General features: G+C 66.5%; 16 protein-coding genes. 2 read left to right on the top strand and 14 right to left on the bottom strand.

The window, feature by feature from the left end:
• Positions 1–4: 4 nt before the first annotated feature.
• Positions 5–904 carry an amidohydrolase family protein gene (locus BLR51_RS18120; protein WP_207543660.1) on the top strand — a complete coding sequence of 300 codons (900 nt, stop codon included), beginning with the start codon at positions 5–7 and terminating at the stop codon, positions 902–904.
• Positions 901–1794 carry an NAD(P)-dependent oxidoreductase gene (locus BLR51_RS18125; RefSeq protein WP_089849630.1) on the top strand — a complete coding sequence of 298 codons (894 nt, stop codon included), beginning with the start codon at positions 901–903 and terminating at the stop codon, positions 1792–1794. Before BLR51_RS18120 ends, BLR51_RS18125 begins: the two co-directional genes overlap by 4 nt.
• Before the next feature lie 44 nt (positions 1795–1838).
• Here the strand turns inward: BLR51_RS18125 and gbd are convergent, their stop codons facing one another.
• The 14 genes from gbd to BLR51_RS18195 all read right to left on the bottom strand — a co-directional run bounded on the left by gbd (position 1839) and on the right by BLR51_RS18195 (position 16657).
• Positions 1839–2957 carry a 4-hydroxybutyrate dehydrogenase gene (gene gbd / locus BLR51_RS18130; RefSeq protein ID WP_089849632.1) on the bottom strand — a complete coding sequence of 373 codons (1119 nt, stop codon included), beginning with the start codon at positions 2955–2957 and terminating at the stop codon, positions 1839–1841.
• A 40-nt stretch (positions 2958–2997) separates the two neighbouring features.
• Positions 2998–4101 (bottom strand): mandelate racemase/muconate lactonizing enzyme family protein, encoded by a 1104-nt coding sequence (locus BLR51_RS18135; protein WP_165616876.1) that lies wholly within the window; start codon positions 4099–4101, stop codon positions 2998–3000.
• A 297-nt stretch (positions 4102–4398) separates the two neighbouring features.
• Positions 4399–4908, bottom strand: coding sequence for a hypothetical protein (locus BLR51_RS18140; RefSeq protein ID WP_089849636.1), 510 nt, complete (start codon positions 4906–4908; stop codon positions 4399–4401).
• A gap of 136 nt (positions 4909–5044) precedes the next feature.
• Positions 5045–5347 carry an SH3 domain-containing protein gene (locus tag BLR51_RS18145; protein ID WP_089849639.1) on the bottom strand — a complete coding sequence of 101 codons (303 nt, stop codon included), beginning with the start codon at positions 5345–5347 and terminating at the stop codon, positions 5045–5047.
• Between the two features lie 113 nt (positions 5348–5460).
• Complete coding sequence (locus tag BLR51_RS18150; protein ID WP_089849641.1) at positions 5461–5775, bottom strand: type II toxin-antitoxin system RelE/ParE family toxin; 315 nt, start codon at positions 5773–5775, stop codon at positions 5461–5463.
• Positions 5765–6007, bottom strand: a complete 243-nt coding sequence (locus BLR51_RS18155) for a type II toxin-antitoxin system ParD family antitoxin (protein WP_089849643.1) — start codon at positions 6005–6007, stop codon at positions 5765–5767. The genes BLR51_RS18150 and BLR51_RS18155 overlap by 11 nt, the downstream gene beginning before the upstream one ends.
• A 100-nt stretch (positions 6008–6107) precedes the next feature.
• Positions 6108–7163 (bottom strand): plasmid replication protein RepC, encoded by a 1056-nt coding sequence (repC, locus tag BLR51_RS18160; RefSeq protein WP_089849645.1) that lies wholly within the window; start codon positions 7161–7163, stop codon positions 6108–6110.
• A 165-nt stretch (positions 7164–7328) separates the two neighbouring features.
• Positions 7329–8243 (bottom strand): plasmid partitioning protein RepB, encoded by a 915-nt coding sequence (gene repB / locus BLR51_RS18165; protein WP_089849647.1) that lies wholly within the window; start codon positions 8241–8243, stop codon positions 7329–7331.
• 1 nt (position 8244) lies between these two features.
• On the bottom strand, positions 8245–9420 hold the full coding sequence (gene repA / locus BLR51_RS18170) for a plasmid partitioning protein RepA (protein ID WP_089849649.1): 1176 nt from the start codon (positions 9418–9420) through the stop codon (positions 8245–8247).
• A gap of 310 nt (positions 9421–9730) precedes the next feature.
• The gene (locus BLR51_RS18175) at positions 9731–12091 is read right to left on the bottom strand and encodes an aldehyde dehydrogenase family protein (protein ID WP_089849651.1); all 2361 of its coding nucleotides are present in this window, start codon (positions 12089–12091) and stop codon (positions 9731–9733) included.
• 12 nt (positions 12092–12103) lie between these two features.
• Positions 12104–13084: a deoxyribose-phosphate aldolase gene (gene deoC, locus BLR51_RS18180; RefSeq protein WP_089849653.1), complete on the bottom strand. Its 981-nt coding sequence runs from the start codon at positions 13082–13084 to the stop codon at positions 12104–12106.
• A 22-nt stretch (positions 13085–13106) separates the two neighbouring features.
• Entirely contained in the window at positions 13107–14090 is a 984-nt protein-coding gene (locus BLR51_RS18185) for a sugar-binding transcriptional regulator (protein WP_089849654.1), read from the bottom strand.
• Entirely contained in the window at positions 14087–15610 is a 1524-nt protein-coding gene (locus BLR51_RS18190; protein ID WP_089849656.1) for an FGGY-family carbohydrate kinase, read from the bottom strand. The genes BLR51_RS18185 and BLR51_RS18190 overlap by 4 nt, the downstream gene beginning before the upstream one ends.
• 27 nt (positions 15611–15637) lie before the next feature.
• Positions 15638–16657, bottom strand: a complete 1020-nt coding sequence (locus BLR51_RS18195; RefSeq protein ID WP_089849658.1) for a galactitol-1-phosphate 5-dehydrogenase — start codon at positions 16655–16657, stop codon at positions 15638–15640.
• Positions 16658–16961 lie beyond the last annotated feature (304 nt).

Consider the following 16961-nt stretch of genomic DNA (forward strand, 5'->3'; position numbering starts at 1 on the left):
CCACGTGCAGATCGTCGACGCCCATCAGCATTTCTGGGATCTGGCGCGGAATTACCACCCGTGGCTCTGCGACGCCGAGCCGATCCCGTTCCGCTATGGCGATTATTCGGCCCTGCGGCGCAGCTATCTGCCCGCCGACTATCGCGCCGATGCCGGGCGGTTCGAGGTTGTGGGATCGGTCTATGTCGAGGCGGAGTTTGATCCCGGCGATCCCATGGGCGAAGTGGACTGGGTGACAGCGGTGCACGACACCTCCGGCCTGCCATCGGTCATCGTGGCGCAAGCCTGGCTTGACCGCGCGGATTGTGGCGAGGTGCTGGGGGCCTATGGTGCGCATCCACTGGTGCGGGGCATCCGGCACAAACCCCGCGCCGCGGCGACGCCCGATCAGGCACGGCGCGGCGCCGAGGGGTCGATGGACGATCCGGCATGGCGCGCAGGTTATGCGCTGCTGTCCGCCTACGGGCTGTCCTTTGATCTGCAGACCCCGTGGTGGCATCTGGAGGCCGCCACGGATCTGGCGCGCGATTTCCCGCAGACTCAGATCATTCTCAACCATACCGGCCTGCCCTCGGACCACGACCGGGCAGCGCTGCACCGCTGGCAGGAGGCGCTGCAGCGCCTCGCCTCCTGCCCCAATGTCGCGGTGAAAATCTCCGGTCTGGGACAGCCCGGCCAGCCATGGCGCGCGGAAGACAACCGCGACATCGTGCTGGAGACCATCGCGGCGTTTTCGCCAGAGCGCGTCATGTTCGCGTCGAATTTCCCGGTCGACTCCCTCGTCGCCCGGTTCGAGACGATCTTCGAGGGCTTCGACACCATCACCCGCGGGTTTTCCGAAACAGAGCGCAGCGCGATGTTCCGGGACACCGGCCGCCGCATCTACCGCATGGAGGAAAGATGACCGCCGACACCAACCGCCCCCGCGTGGGATTTGTGGGACTGGGCATCATGGGGGCGCCGATGGTGCGCCGCCTGCTGTCGCAGGGCTTTCAGGTCACCGTCTGGAATCTGGAACCCGAGCGCGCCGAAGAGGTGGTGCCCCATGGCGCGCTCTGGGCCGAGAGCCCCGCAGAGGTGCGCGCCGCAAGCGATATTCTGGCCATGTGCGTGCTCCATGCCGAGGCGGTGCGCAACTGCTGTTTCGGCCCCGGCGGCTTTGACAAGGCGTCGGGCGGCGCCGACCTGATCGTCGATTTCTCCACCGTGCCGCCCGATGACACCCGCGACATTGCCGCCCAGATGGCGGGCGCGGGCCTTGCATGGATCGACGCGCCGGTGTCCGGCGGGCCGGATCCGGCGGAAACCGGCACGCTGACGGCGATGCTGGGCGGCACTCCAGACGATGTGGCCCGGGCAGGCCCCCTGCTGGAGGCCCTGACCCGCACCGCGACCCTGCTGGGGCCGCTTGGCGCGGGACAGGTGGCCAAGACGCTCAATCAGGCGATTGTCGGCACCAATTACGTGCTGATGGCCGAGGTTCTGACGCTGGCGCGCGCCGCCGGGATCGATCCCGCGCGTCTGCCCGAAGCCTTGGCCGGGGGGCTGGCGGATTCGCAGATCCTGCAGCGGACCTATCGCCAGATGGTCGCGGCGGAGTTTGACCCGCCCAAGGCCTTTGCCCGGCAGCTGGCCAAGGACATGAAGGCGCTTGGCAGCTTCGTGTCCGATCAGGGCGGCGACATGCCGCTGATCGCCCGCGCCATCGAGACCTATGTGGCCTATGCCGAGGATGGCAACGCCCTGTCCGATGCCGCAGCCATCAGCGCCTATTACGCGCGGACCCGGTCCTGACCCCCTGCCCCGGGCGGCGGCACCGTGCCGCCCGGGGATCAGGCTCAGGCGGCATCTTCGAGGATGGCAAGGTAATCGGCCCCGTCGAAGGGCACCGGGTTTGTCGCGGCGGAATGATCCTTCAGCGCCGCCTGCACCACGTCCTGCCACTGGCTGCCGTCAAATCCGACCTCGCCGAGCGTCTTGGGCAGGTTCAGCCGCGCCACCAGAGCGGCAAAGAAGGCGGGCACGTCGCCATCGGCAATCCCCAGCCGCGCGCTGATCGCCGCATATTTCGCCTCGCAGGCCGCCGCATTGCGCCGCAGCACCGGCGCCAGCAGGATACCGTTGAGCGTGCCGTGATGCGGATTGATCTGCTTGTAAGCGCCCAAAGGATGCGACAGGGCGTGGATGGCCCCCAGCCCCTTCTGAAAGCACAGCCCGCCCTGCAGCGAGGCCATCATCATGCCGCTGCGCGCCTCGGCATCCTGCGGCGCCAGCACCGCCCGTTCGATATGGGTGACGGCGCGCTGCAGCCCGTCCAGCGCGATGGCATCGGCCACCGGATTGTCGCGGGGGCTGAGGAAGGTTTCCACGCAATGGCTGATCGCGTCGATGCCGGTGGCGGCGGTCAGCCCGGCGGGCAGGCCATGGGTCAGATCCGGGTCGCAGATCGCCAGTTTGGGGATGAGATGCGGCGAGATCAGCCCGACCTTGCGCCCGTCCTGCAGGGTCAGCAGCGCGGCGCGCCCGACCTCGCTGCCGGTGCCCGCCGTGGTGGGAATGGCGATGACCGGCACGATCTCTCCGATCCGGGCGACGCCGCCGTCGATGGCCGCATAGCTGGCCAGCGCCCCCTTGTGGGTGACCAGCAGGCCCACCGCCTTGGCCAGATCGATGGGAGAGCCGCCGCCCATGGCGATAAGGCTGTCACAGCCTTCGCGCCGATAGAGCGTCGCCGCCTCCTGCGCCGCCTCCTCGGTCGGATTGCCGGGCGTGCCGTCAAAGACGGGAAGGCCCGCAGGCAACTCCGCCTGCAGCCGGTCCAGCAGACCGGCGGCGACGATGCCCCGGTCGGTGACGATCAGCGGGCGCCTGCCGCCGAGCGTGTCCAGACAGGATGCCACGCGCGCAAGGCTGCCGGCGCCGAATTCGATCTGCGTCAGATAGGTGATAGTGGCCAAAATCGGGCCCTCCCTCGATGAGTGGATATGTCGTCGCGGATCAGGCAAGCCGGTATTTTTCGGCGGCCTCGGGATCGATCTCCAGCCCCAGCCCGGGCGCTTCCGGCGGTTCCAGATAGACGCCATCCGCCTCCACCCGTTCGGAAATCCGCGGGCCGCTGAACAGCAGCGTCTGAATCCCCAGCAGCGCGTTGTCGAGCTTGAAATATTCCAGCCATTTCACGCTCTGCAGCCCGCAGGCAAGGTGGATGTGGATCGGCTGCAGGTTCCATGGCGACACGATGCGCCCGTTTGCCACCGCGTGATCGTGGATCCGCATCCATTCGGTGATGCCGCCGCAGATCGCCGCATTGGGCTGGGCGATGTCGATGCCGTCAAAGCCGATCAGCGCCTGATATTCGTGCAGCGAGGTATGCTGTTCGCCCCCGGCGATATGCACGCCCCCTGCCCTTTCCCGCACGGCGCGATACCCGGCAAAATCCTCCGGCTGCACCGGCTCCTCCAGCCAGAACAGATTGTGCCGCTCCCATTTGCGCAGCTGCTGGATTGCCGTGTCGGCATCCCATGTGCCGTTCACATCGACCATCAGCAGCACGTCCTTGCCGATGGCTTCGCGCACGGCGGCCACCCGGGCATCGGCTTCCTGCAGGGTGACATGGCTGCGGGCGCCCCGGATCTTGAGCGCGCGATGCCCGTCGCGGACATAAGATGCCGCGCGCTCGGCCAGCGCGTCGGGCGGCATGTGATGGGCGCAGTTGATATAGGTCGGCACCATGTCGCGATGCCCGCCGATCAGCTGCGCCAGAGTCGCGCCCGAGGCCCGCGCCTTCAGATCCCAGATCGCAAAATCGAGCGCAGAGATGCAGACCCGCACGATGCCCTCGCCGCCCCGCCGCGGAATGGTGCGGAACATCTTGTCCCACAGGTCCCGGTGCAGCATGGCGTTCTGGCCGATGATCTGCGGCAGCAGCACATTGGCGATCAGATCGCGGAAGATATGGCCCACCCCGCGCGGTGCGCTGGCAAAGCCGGTGCCGGTCAACCCGCCTTCCGTCACCAGTTCGACCACGACGATCTCGCCGATATAGGCATCGCCCGCGTCCCCCCCATAAGCCGCCACCTTGGCATCCACGATGTTCAGCATCTCTCCACTCTCCCTGCGCCGCGTCATCATTTGCATTTGGCATACAATAATTTCGGATAGCTTCGGAGTGCAACACGCAAAATTTCATTTATTATCAGTAGCTGAACGTTAACTCTTAGAAAGATAATGATTCTGGAATTCCAAAATGCCGCAAAGCCGCGCCCGAACTGACTGCCGCCCTCCCCCTGCCACCGCCTTGGCGGGATGGAGCTGCCGCACTGGGCCTCAACCCGGAACAACAAAGGCCGCCCCCTGCGGAGCGGCCCTGTCTTCGGTCAGATGTATGTGTCCGGCGGATCAGCCGTTGTCGTCGACCCGCACCTCTGTCGCCGTCCGCAGCGCTGCGGCGAATTCATCTTCGGACATGTTCAGGACCAGTTCTTCGTCCGCATTCACCGACAGGCGGTTCACCGAAACGGCGGCGTTTTCGATCGCGCGGTCGTCCGCGCCTTCCATTTCGCCATCAAGGTCGATGATCACGCGGCTGCCGGTCATGTCCCGCTTGGACACGGTGCCGATCACCTCGCCGTCGCTGCTGCGCACCACGGCGTCATTGGTGAGTGCGGCATCCAGCTGCGCAGACACATCCGACGCGGCGCTGTAGGCGTCATCGGCACCCACGGCTTCCACCCCGGCCTGCGCGGCATCGGTGGCGCTTTCGCCAATGGCATAGGCGGTGTCTGCGATGGCGCCCGCAGCTTCGGACGCCTGTTCGCTGACGCTGGCCCGGTCATCGGCCTGCGCTGCGGCGCCAGCAAAAACGAGGGTCAGGGCGGTTGTGGTGGTGGCAAGAAAACGCTTGGTCATTTTCCGGTTCCTCCGTCTTGATCTGCATCGGTCCCGTCTTCGGGTCTCGTTTCTCAATGCAGAGCGGAGGGTTGGGGTTCCGACCTGTCTTGCCTGCCCCCTCGTCACCCAGATGCAATGGCGCCCCCTGCCCGGCTCAGATCTCGCGCAGATAGGCCCAGGACACGAAGCCTTCGAGCCCGGGCGCGCGGTCCAGCGCCACCCGGCACCAGCGCGTTCCGCCGGTCTGCGTGCAGTCCTGCAGCCGCAACACGGTGCCGTTAGGCAGACCGACATAGGTTTCGAACCCGGTCCCCGGCCCGCCGCGCAGCTTCAGGAAATCGCCCTCTTCGACGCCATGGACTTCGTAGCGCGCGCCCAGGGCTCCGGCGCCGGGCGCAGTGCCCGCACAGCCTGCCAGCATGCTCAGGGCCAGAACGCTTGCGATGATCTTCTGCATGGGGCTCTCCTGCTTCTTGCCTGTGCGGCGGGTCTAGTCGGATGCGCGGCTTGATGGAATGCCCTGTCAGGCCAGCGCGGGATTGCATCTTGGGTATGGGCGCGCAGGAGAGGTCAGTCCAGCGCGTCCAGCAGCCTGTGCCAGTCCTGACGTCCGCCAAGCACGCGCAGCACATCCAGATGGCGGTCGGCGATGCGGTAGATCACCAGATGGGGCCCGGTGGGATGGATGCGAACCGGGGGAGAAAACTCGTCCCGTTCGCGGGCGATCAGGGGCATTTCGCGCAGAAGCTCAAAAGCAGCCAGAAGCCCGTCAAGGTATCGGTCCGCTTGTTCGGGCGACCATGTCTCTGCGCCAAACCGCCAGATGTCTTCCAGATCGGCCTGCGCCTTCGGACGAAGCCTGATCCCTGTCAGGTCATCCGCCATAGGTGCGGCGCATCCGGTCCTTGAAGGCGGTCGCGTCAAAGGGCTGAGCTTCGCCGCTTTCGATCCCGTCGCTGATGGCGGCCTGCAGCTGGGCGACCGCGCGGGCGCGGTCCTGATCGCGGCGGATCAGATGACGCACATAGTCGCTGGCATTGCTGAAGCTGCCATCGCGGGCGCGCTCCTCCACCCAGGCTTTCATCGGGTCCGGGATCGACACGTTCATCGTTGCCATCACATATCTCCCATGGATCGGGCGTGCCCTGAATATGGCAATCCTTGTCATGTCCGTCCAGTCTTCATGAGGGGCAGGGCAAAGCAAAAGTTGACAGCTGTCAACTCGCCCCCCGCGCCAAGGCGTGCAGCATCGGCATGGGGGAAAACTCGTTTCCAGCCGCCTTGCGGGCAAGACTGCGCAGATAGCCCCCCGGATTGCGGATTCTCCTGAACTTCTGCAGCATCGCGGCCACGGTGATCGACGCATTGGAGGCGGTCATTGTCGCGCAAGCCTGTCGCCATGTGTCGACAGATATGCCCATCATCAGGGCAATCCGCGCGACTTTTTCTATGAAATCTTCCCAGCTTCGGATGGGGGAGGGATCGTAAACCGCAAGTTCTGTGCAAAGCGTGGTCACCATGGTCAATGACGGATGGCTGGTTCTGGGCGCGGTCGTTTCTGGTTCAGATTCAATAAGGGATTTATCTGAATCCTGTATGTGCCGCTCATTCTGGCTGTCATTGCCGCTCAGATCTTGTGTCTCAGCTGTGGCAGCTGGGGTGAGGGTGGCAAGCGCCGCGCGCAGGTCGGCAAGCAGGATGGCAAGTGCATCGATGTCGAGCTTCCGGCGCAGGCGCTGCCGAATGGCGTTCAAATCAGCGCAGTCACTGGCATAGGCGGGATGTGCCGCAAGCGACTGCAGTGTGACCATGACCGTTTCGCGCAGCACTTTCCGTCGGGCATCTTCCTTGAGGATGCGATCTGCTTCGGCGGCGATGGCGTCGCGCTGGCGGAGCAGGGGGCTCAGATCGAAGCCGAAGGGCATCAGCCCGCTTTCGGTGTGGCGGGCATAGCGCTTGCGGTTCGGCGAATCGCGGCGGGTGATCAGCCCGGCTTCGACCAGCGATGACAGATGGCGCCGCAGCGTGCTTTCGGGCATACCGTTGGCCCGGTCGCCGAGCACCCGGTTGGAGGGAAAGACCACGGTTTCCGCGGTCAGATCGTCGCTCCGGTGAAAGCTCAGCAGGGCCGACAGGACTGTCAGCGCGCGATCCGACAGGTCGAAGCTTTTCCGGGCCGTGGTCAGGTCGCGCAGGATGCGCCATTTGTTTTCTGGCGACTGGACAGCCGTCTCCGGCCGCCGCCGCTGGGGCGTCGATATGTATGTCTGCATCTGCTGTCACGCAGGCAACAGAAAATCATCCCGCTGAATCGACGAGCGGTTGACAGCTGTCAACAAAGAGAGGTAGCTTCGAAGTGCGAGTAAGAAACGGGCCTCTCGGGACGTCAGTCTTGGGGGGTCTTTTCTTTGGCCTGTCTTGTGCCTCCTGTGTTGCGGTTACTGCTCGTCTTCGCCAAGCCCCGCGAGGTAATCGCGGTGCAGACGGTCGAAGTTTTCTATCAGCCAGATGTCGAACCCGTCCTCCGAGGTCACGGTGACCGTGGTCTGCCCGCGCTTGCGCCGGACCTGCGCCAGCGCGCGTCCATCGGCGCCGGTCACGACCTCCGGAGCGGCAGCGGGTTTGGGCCGGGCGAGGGCGGTGTAGACCGCCTTGAACCGGCTGTCAGATGTCTCGCCATGGGCCAGCGCCGCAACCTCCTGCGGGGTCCGGTCGCCAAACAGCTTGGCCAGCGCCATCCACCGGTCGCGCCCGGCAGAAGGGGCGGCGCCAATGGCACGGATCACCGGCTCTGGCACCGCATCCGCCACGGTCAGCATCCGGCTGACCACGGTCTTGTCGATATGCAGCGCGTCGCAGATCACCTTGCGGTCAAAACCGCCCTGTTCCATCTGCTGGGCAAAGCGCGCCTTTTCGATGAAGGTCAGATCGCGCCGGGCAGAGTTTTCCTGCCCCTGCGCCACGATCAGATCCTTGTCGGACAGATCCCGCACCATGGCGCGCACCGGCTGGCGCAGCTGTTTCAGCGCGGCAACCCGGCGGCGGCCATAGACGATTTCGAACCGGCCTTCGGTGCTGGGGGAATGCCGCAGCATCACCGGCACCTGCTGGCCATACTCGCGGATGCTCTCGCAAAGCGCGGCGATACCCTCGGGATCGCTGTCCAGCCGGTCGTCGAGCCCGGCATCGTCGATCAGATCGGGCGGCACCTCGACCAGCGCGCGCATCTTCAGATCGGCAAGCGACTGGCTGACCGCGCCGATGGCACCCGCGCTCCGCCGGGGCTGGGCTGGGGAGGGGGGAGAATCCTCCCCGCCTTTCATCAGGTTTTCGAGGAGGTTCTTGCGTGCCATCTCAGCGCCCCCATGCTTTCTGGATCAGATCCTCGATCTCGCCGGTGGAGGCGTTGAGGCTTTCCATCGCGCGCTCATAGGTCGACCGGGTGAACTGGGTCCGCTCCACCTCGTAAAGCGTCTGTTTGGTGATCCCGGCATCGGAAATGGCGGTGGATTTCAGCACCGGATGGTTCAGCACATGATCGCCGAACATCGACCGCATGAAACTGACCATCTGGTTCTGCGGCCCGTCGCCGGGTTCATACCGGGTCACCAGATAGCGCAGCCAGTCATAGGACATGTCGCCCCCCGCCTCTGCCACGACGCCCAGCAGGTTGGAGGTCATCAGCAGGAACTGGCACATGGACATGACATCCAGCATCTGCGGATGCACCGTCACCAGCACCGCAGTGGCCGCCGACAGCGCCGACATGGTCAGAAAGCCAAGCTGCGGCGGGCAGTCGATCACCACCACGTCATAATTCGCCTCGACCTCGCCCAAGGCTTCGCCGATGCGGGTAAAGAACAGCTCCCCCGACCGCTGCGACAGCGCGCGCGGGGTTTCGTGCTCGAATTCCATCAGGTCCAGATTGCCGGGCACGATGTCCAGATTGGTGAAATAGGTCTTCTGGATCACCTCGCTCAGCGGCACCGGGTCATCGTAGCGGATCGCGTCATAAAGCGTGCCGCCGTCCAGCAGATCGAATTCCGGCTGGAACCCGTGCAGCGCCGACAGCGAGGCCTGCGCGTCGAGATCAATGGCCAGCACCCGGTAGCCGTCCAGCGCCAGCTTCTGCGCCAGATGCGCCGAGGTGGTGGTCTTGGCCGAGCCGCCCTTGAAGTTGATGACGGAGATCACCTGAAGATGGTCGCCCTCCCGCCGTCCGGGCAGGTAGGATCCGGGCGATTTGGTGCCCTTTTCCAGCATCTGGCGCAGTTCCTGGATATTCTCGGGGGAATAATAGCGGCGGCCCCCGGCGCGCGTTTCCGGTTCGGGGCCGCGCCCGTCCAGATGCAGCCGCCGCAGATAGGCGTCCTTGACCCCCAAAAGCTGCGCCACCTCGCCGCTGGTGAACTTGCGCAGAGTGCGTTTGGTGTCGGGCGGAAACAGCTGCTGCCGATGCGCCTGAAGCCGCTTCGACAGGTCAGCCGCATGCTGGCCGACCAGGAGATCTATCCTGTTCGCTTGGTTCATTTACTGCCCTCTGAGCCGTAAGCCGTGTGTTACACTTTGCGGCGTCTTATTCGCTTGTTGCCGTAAGTATTGGCCCGACCGGCGCGAGTCGAGCAAGCATTTTCTGCCCCATCTTGTGGACAACGGCGGAAAAACCGCAAGAATTTCGCCGGATCCGGGGGCATTTGGCGCCCCAAGCGGGGCAGGGGGGCAGATCTGCGGGCTCAAAACCGGGGATGGAAGGGCAGGGGCGGGAGTGATTCCATCCCCCGCAACGGGCCCCCCGCTGGCCTGTTGCGGTCAGAGGGGGGCACGGGATCAGCGCGCAAAGTCACTCGCCATAGGGCACCCAGACGGTCTTGACCTGCGTGGCGCGCTGCAGGAACAGCCTGCCCTGACCTTCCGCGCCGGTCCAGTCGCGCGCGGCGCCGTCGTCGGTCCATGTCTGCTTGAGGTTGCCGGCGGAGGCGGTTTCGACCGCCCTCGCACCGGCTGCCGTGCCGAAATACCAGACCGCCGCCACATCGTCATGATCGGCCAGCGTTTTTGCCAGCAGGTCGCGCTCGCCGGTGACGATATTGACCACGCCGCCCGGCAGGTCGGAGGTGTCCATCACCTGATAAAGATCGGTCACCGCCAGCGGATGGGTCTGCGACGGCACCGCCACCACGCGGTTGCCCATGGCGATGGCGGGCAGCACCAGCGACACGAAGCCCAGAAGCGGCTGTGCGGTGGGGCAGAGGATCCCCATCACCCCCAGCGGTTCGTTCATCGCCAGCGTCACATGCGCCGATTTGGTGGACTGCACCGCGCCATCGAACTTGTCGGCCTGCGCGGCATACCAGAACACCCGGCGGATCGCGGTCTGCACCTCGGTGCGGGCGCTGTCGCCGCTCTGGCCGAAGCTGCGCAGCCGGTCCTCGAATTCGGCGGCGCGGGCGGCAAGGTTTTCGGCAAGGTAATACAGCACCTGCGCGCGGTTATGCCCGGTCTGCGCCCCCCAGCCCTTGGCGGCATGGGCGGCCTCCACCGCGTTGCGGATGTCCTTGCGGCTGCCAAGCGGTGCCAGCCCCACCGCCCCCTGCGCCCCGGTCACCGCATAGGAATAGCCGCTGTCCGGGCGGGCCTGCTTGCCGCCCACATAAAGCTTGGCGGTGCGGTCGATGGCCATAACGGGCAGGCCCTGCGCGGGCGTGGCCTCCAGCGGGGCAGGGGGGGCCTCGGGCTGTTTCGGTTTTGGGGCGGGGTGGGAGAGATAGGCCGCCATGCCCGCCCGCGCGCCCTCGCGCCCGAACCCGCTTTCGCGCATGCCGCCAAAGGCTGCGCCCGCGTCGAAAAGATTGGCGGCGTTGATCCAGACCACCCCGGCCTTCACTTTCGCCGCCATGTCGAGCGCCAGATTGACATTTTCGGACCAGACCGAGGCGGCAAGCCCGTAGCGGCTGTTATTGGCCAGCGTCACCGCATCTTCGGGGGTGCGGAAGGGGGTCAGCGTGACGACGGGGCCAAAGATCTCCTCGGTCGACAGGACCGAGGCGGGCGCCACGCCGGTGACCAGCGTCGGCGGATAGAAACAGCCCTCCGGCGCCTCGCCCTGATGGACCTGCGCGCCTTCGGCCCTGCCCTGATCGACCAGCGCGCGGATACGCTCCAGCTGCACGGGGTGGACGATGGCGCCAAGATCGGTGGATTTCTCCAGCGGGTTGCCGGTAATCAGCGTGGCCATGCGCCGCCGCAGCAGCTCGGTAAAGCGCGGGGCCACCGCTTCGGCCACCAGAATGCGCGAACCTGCGCAGCAGACCTGCCCCTGATTGAACCAGATCGAATCGACCACGCCTTCGACCGCCGCATCCAGATCGGCATCGGCAAAGACAAGGAAGGGCGACTTGCCCCCCAGTTCCAGCGTCAGCGCCTTGCCGGATCCGGCGGTCTGGCGACGGATCAGCCGCCCCACCTCGGTCGAGCCGGTGAAGGCGACCTTGTCCACCCCCGGATGACCGGTCAGGGCGGCGCCGGTCGCGCCATCGCCGGTGACGATGTTCAGCACGCCTTTGGGCAGACCGGCCTCGCGCGCGATTTCCGCCAGCGCCAGCGCGGTCAGCGGGGTGTATTCGGCAGGCTTCAGCACCACGGTATTGCCCGCCGCAAGCGCGGGTGCGACTTTCCATGCCAGCATCAGCAGCGGGAAATTCCACGGGATGACCTGACCGCAGACCCCGTGCGGGGTGGCGCCGGGAAATTCATCAGCCAGGATCTCGGCCCATCCGGCGTGATGGTAGACATGGCGCACCACCAGCGGCAGGTCGATGTCGCGGCTTTCGCGGATCGGCTTGCCGCTGTCGAGCGTCTCCAGCACCGCCAGAAAGCGGGCATGCTGCTGGATGTGGCGGGCCAGCGCGTAAAGATGGCGGGCGCGGTCATGTCCCGGCAGGGCCGCCCAGCCGGGCTGTGCCGCGCGCGCGGCGGTTACCGCTGCGTCCACATCGGCCACGCTGCCCTGAGTGACATGGGCCAGAACCGCGCCGGTTGCGGGATCGGTCACCGCAAAGCTTTCGCCCGGCGCGGTGAAGGCGCCATCGATGAAATGGCCGAAGCCCGCCTCGTGCCGGTGCAGCCAGTCGCGCACGATGGCGCTGTCTTCGGGGGCGGGGCCGTAATCCATGGTGTGCAGAATATCCGTGATCGAGGTCATTGCCGGGGCTCCTCAGGCAAGGGCGTGGCGGGACGAGGCGGCATAGCGCCCGGTGACGTGGTGATCGAGCTGCCGTTCGATATCGCCCAGCATCGACGAGGCGCCCAGACGGAACAGATCCGGCTGCAGCCAGTCGCGCCCCATCTCCTCGCGCATCAGAAACTGCCAGTTCAGCGCGTCCTTGGCGGATTTCATCCCGCCCGCAGGCTTGAACCCGACACGGTGGCCGGTGGCGTTGCGGTAATCGCGCAGGGCGCGCACCATCACCAGACTGACGGGCAGGGTGGCGTTCACCGCTTCCTTGCCGGTCGAGGTCTTGATGAAATCCGCCCCGGCCATCATCGCGACCATGGAGGCGGAATAGACATTGCGCAGCGTCTGCAGGTCGCCCGTGCCCAGAATGGCCTTAAGATGCGCCGCCCCGCAGGCCTCGCGCATGGCCGCCACCTCGTCATAAAGCGCCTGCCAGTTGCCGGTCAGCACATGTTCGCGGGTGATGACGATGTCGATTTCCTCGGCGCCCTCGGCCACGGCATAGCGGATTTCCTCCAGCCGCAGGGGCAGGGGCATCAGCCCCGCCGGAAAGCCGGTCGCGACGGAGGCGACCGGAATGCCGCTGCCCTGCAGGGCGGCCACTGCCGCACCAACCATGGTGGGATAGACGCAGACGGCGCCGGTGGTCAGCCCCAGATCCGCGATGCCCAGCCCTTCGATGATATGCGGGGCCAGCGGCTGGCGCGCCTTGGCGCAAAGCCGCCGCACCCGTTCCGCCGTGTCATCGCCGGAAAGCGTGGTCAGGTCGATGCAGCGGATGGCGTTCACCAGCCACGCCGCCTGCCACTCCGTCTTGACCGAGCGCCGCGTCACCAGCGTGGCCGCGCGCCGCTCTGCCGCGCTGCGGTTGACCGCATGACCCTCGAACAGGGCCGGATCCAGCGGCTGGCCCGGGTTGCGATGGCTGTTGGCGCCGGGCTGCCCGCTGCTCTGGGGCATGGCCTGCGCGGCTCTGGCGGGGTTAACGGTCATGGGCATGCTCCAGTGCAAAGGTTGCGGTGGCCTCATCGGTGACGAGGACGGTGACGAGCCCGGCCCTGAGCGTGCCAAGCGTGACGTCGTGTTTTTCCTGACCCGAGACGATGCCGATGGACCGCTCGTGCTGCCTGAGATTGCTCAGGGTCAGGCCGATGGTGCGGGCGTCAAGATCGGGATCGACGATCTCGCCCTGTCGGCTGATGAAATGGCCCAGCACGTCGCCCACCGCGCCCGCCCGCAGCAGCCCGGCCATTTCGGCTTTCAGGATATTGCCCGACCGCTGCAGCACCGATCCCTCGCCCGCCACGCCCAGCGAAAAGGCCAGCACCTGCGCCGCCTCGGCCTGCCGCAACACATCGGCAACGATGCGGTCCTTTTCCAGCACCTCGCGGGTCAGGATTTCGCCGACGATGGCCGGAACCGGCAGCGGGATCATCCGGCCCCGGCCCTTGCGGGCAAAGGTTTCGGCCACGTCGTTGTGATGGGCGATGCCCGGCACGGGAGCCACGGTGCCGTTGATCTGCACCACGCTGATCCCCTCGGCCCAGTCCGGCGGCAGCCAATGCGCCACCGCCGCCATGGTGCGGCCCCAGGACACGCCGATGCTGCGGGGTTTGGGTTTCAGCGCGGCCAGATACTGGCCCGCCGCCTGCGCCACGCCATCGGGCCCCTCTTCGGCGGGGCCGGGCACCACCACCGCATCCTGCAGCCCGAAGGCATGGATCAGCCGCGCCTCCAGATCGGGATGGCGCAGGGTGCGCGGCACGATCTCGATCCGCACGATGCCCAGATCACGCGCCTCCTGCAGCAGGCGGCTGACCTGCCAGCGGTTCAGGCCGGTTTCGGCGGCGATCTCCGTCAGCGTCTTGTTCTGCTGATAGGTCATGCGCGCGATGCTGACCATCAGCTGGTCGCGCCCGCCTTCCTGCGGCAGCCGGTTCGAGGTGCGGTCGGTGTCGTCGCTCATGCCGGAGGCTCCGCCAGAATCCCATCCGCCAGATCGTGCAGAATTGGCGCCAGAACGTCCACCGCTTGCCGGTATTGCACAAGCAGACGCCGGTATTGCGCCGACCGCGCCGGGTCGGGCCGGATCTCCCGCACCGGCGGGGCCAGCGCCGCCGCCGCCTCGGCCAGACCGGGCCAGCGCCCAAGCCCCACGGCGGCGGCCACCGCATTGCCGTAAAGCGTCAGGTTGTCATCGGGAAAAAGCCCCACCGGCTTGCCGATCGCATCGACCGTCGCCTGCAGCCACAGCGGGTTGCGCATGATGCCGCCCGCCATGACGATGCGGTCCACCGTCACGCCCTGCCGGTCCAGATCCAGCACCACATTGGCGGCGCCAAGCGCCACCGCCGTCACCGCCGCGCGGTAGATCGCGGCCCGGTCATGCGACAGAGACAGCCCCAGAAAGGCGCCGCGCAGCCGGGCGTCGCGATAGGGGGTGCGGTTGCCCATCCAGAAATCCAGCGCCAGCAGCCGGGTTTCCGCCGGTTCCAGCGCCTCTGCCGCCGCCAGAAGCGCGGGCAGGTCCGCATCGGACAGGCCAAAGATGTCCTGCGACAGCCATTTCAGGATGGACCCCGCCGAAACCTGCCCGCCCTCGATCATCCGCAGGCCATGGGTCAGCGCGTGAGGGTAGGGGCCCCAGACCCCCTCGATCCGGGCGCCATCATCGGGCACCTGCGTGATATGCACGTTGGAGGTGCCGCCGATCAGCAGCATGGATCCCGGCGCGATGCAGTTGGCGCCGAAACTGCCCATATGCGCGTCGATGCCGCCCTGCACCACCACCGGCGCGCCGCGCAGGCCCCAGTCGCGCGCCACCTCCTCGCACAGCGGGCCGATCACCGCGCCGATGTCGACAATGCGCTGCGGCAGGCGTTGTGCCAGCTCGGGCACCCCAAGCGCTGCGTAAAGCTCGGGGCAGAAGGCGCGGGCGCGGCTGTCATAGTTCCATTTGCAGGTCGCGTTCATCAGCGACCCGGTCCAGAGCCCGGTCAGGCGGAAATTGACAAAATCCAGCGCCTCGCAGATCCGCGCCACACGCGACCACAGCGCGGGCTCGTGCCGGGCCAGCCACATCGCCTTGGGCACCAGCCATTCCACCGCATTCGCACCGCCGCACAGGTCCATCACCGGATGGTCGATATGGGCCGAGGCGCGCGCCTCTTCGGCGGCCCGCGCGTCCATCCACAGGATCGCCGGGGCCAAGGGCGTGCCCTCCGCATCGCAGACCACCACCGTCGAGGCAAAGGTGGCCACGGTGATCGCCGCGATGTCGGGCGTGCCCGCCTCGGCCAGCGCGCGGCGCACGCAGTGCCCCAGCGCCCGCCACCAGTCCTGCGGATCCTGCTCGGCCCGGTTGGGCGGCAGATGCCGGGTCGGATAGCCCGCCTCGGCCTTGGCGATCAGCCGCCGCGCCGCAAGGTCATAGACCCCGGCCCGTGCGCCATTGGTGCCAAGATCAAGCGTCAGAACCTTGCTCATGCGGGCCTCCCCTCCCTTATCCTGCGGTCAGGGCCGGAACAGCACCTTGGAAAAATGCAGATCCTTCCTGTCGAACCGGTCGAAGATGGCAGGCAGATCCGCCAGATCCAGATCATGCGAGATCATGAACTCCCATTTCAGCTCGCCCGTGCCGAATTTCTCCAGCGTGGTAGTCCATTGCGGACCGGGGAAGGGGGCGGCGAAGCTGTTCCACGACCCGTGGAGCGAGATCTCCTGCCGCAGAAAATACTGGAAGGTGGCGTTGGACAGGGTCACGTCCGGCACCGGAATGCCGATGAACGCGACATGCCCGCCGGGACCGGCCAGCCGCACCGCCGCGTTGATGGCGGCATCGATCCCCACCGCCTCGATCACCAGATCGGCCTTGGCCGGGCAATCCGCCAGATCCGCCGAAAGCACGGTCCGCGTCGCCCCGGCCTCGCGCGCCAGCGCCAGCTTTTCTTCGGAGACATCCACCGCGAGCACGTCGCGCGCGCCCATCAGCCGCAGCCACTGGATCGCGAAAAGCCCGATCGGACCACAGCCGACCACCCCGCCGGTCTGGCCGATGCGCAGCCCGCCCGCCTTCCAGATCGCATGCAGCGCGATGGAGGCGGGATCGGCCATCGCGATGGCGCGCGGATCCACATGCTGCGGCGCCTTCAGCAGGTTGCCGACCGGCACCGCGACATATTCCGCATAGGCGCCATCCCGACGGCTGCCCAGATAGTCGTAATCGCGACAGCGCGAGAAATTGCCGGTCTGGCATTCGTCGCACTGCCCGCAGGCGATCAGCGGGGCCACCGCCACCAGCTCGCCGGGCTGCCAGCCGGTCACGCCTTCGCCCAAGGCCTCGATATGGCCGGAAAACTCATGGCCGGTGATCAGCGGCATCTTCCACGCCCCCTTCACCAGCATCCGCGGCAGGTCAGAGCCGCAGACCCCGACCGAGGCGACACGCAGCAGAACCTCGCCGGGCCCTGCAACCGGCTTTGGGCGGTCCTCCAGACGGATATCCTTGGGGGCGTGCAGCACGATGGCGCGCATGGAGTCCTCCTCCGCATAACGTATGTGGTTCAATGTCACATCCGTGATAGTGGCGCGCCTCACTTGGCGCAAGGTTCTTTTCACAGACGGGTTCAATCATCACATCCGTGAAATCTGCCATTGCCGGCCGTAAAGAGGGACGGGGTTCAGCCCGCCAGCGGGGCGCCACTGTCAAAGCCGCGACCCCGACCAAGGCCCCGGCAGACCGCGCTCCTCGCCCGACAGACACCCTGTGGGGCAACCCCGGGCACGACGCAGGTCACTTTGCAGATGTGCTGAAAAACATGGCGACGCTGGACAAGCC

It is taken from the genome of Salipiger marinus (assembly GCF_900100085.1).
GTDB classification, from domain to species: Bacteria; Pseudomonadota; Alphaproteobacteria; order Rhodobacterales; family Rhodobacteraceae; genus Salipiger; species Salipiger marinus.